The organism is Photorhabdus noenieputensis, assembly GCF_018448935.1.
Lineage (GTDB): Bacteria > Pseudomonadota > Gammaproteobacteria > Enterobacterales > Enterobacteriaceae > Photorhabdus > Photorhabdus noenieputensis.
In genome coordinates, this window is sequence record NZ_RCWC01000218.1 from 1 (window position 1) to 255 (window position 255).

General features: G+C 60.4%; 1 protein-coding gene. It reads left to right on the forward strand.

The features are described from left to right. On the forward strand, positions 1-255 hold a 255-nt coding region (locus EAE91_RS23920; RefSeq protein ID WP_479687627.1), incomplete at both ends, for a transposase domain-containing protein.

Sequence of the window (255 nt, forward strand, 5' to 3'; positions counted from 1 at the left end):
GCGTTTTGGCGCGCACAGCGAAACCCTGCCTGCCGGTCCCAAACGCAGTCAGTTTGAGGAAGATGCCGATACCGATATCGCGGTGCTGGAAACCCGGCTGTCACGCCTGCATATCAAGGAAAACGCGCCCCCGGCCCAGCCTAAACGTCAGCCTTTGCCGGCGACTTTACCCCGTGAAGATATCCGGCTGGTGCCGGAGACGGAGAGCTGCCCGGATTGCGGTCATGCCCTGCGCTTTTTGCGTGATGAAATCAG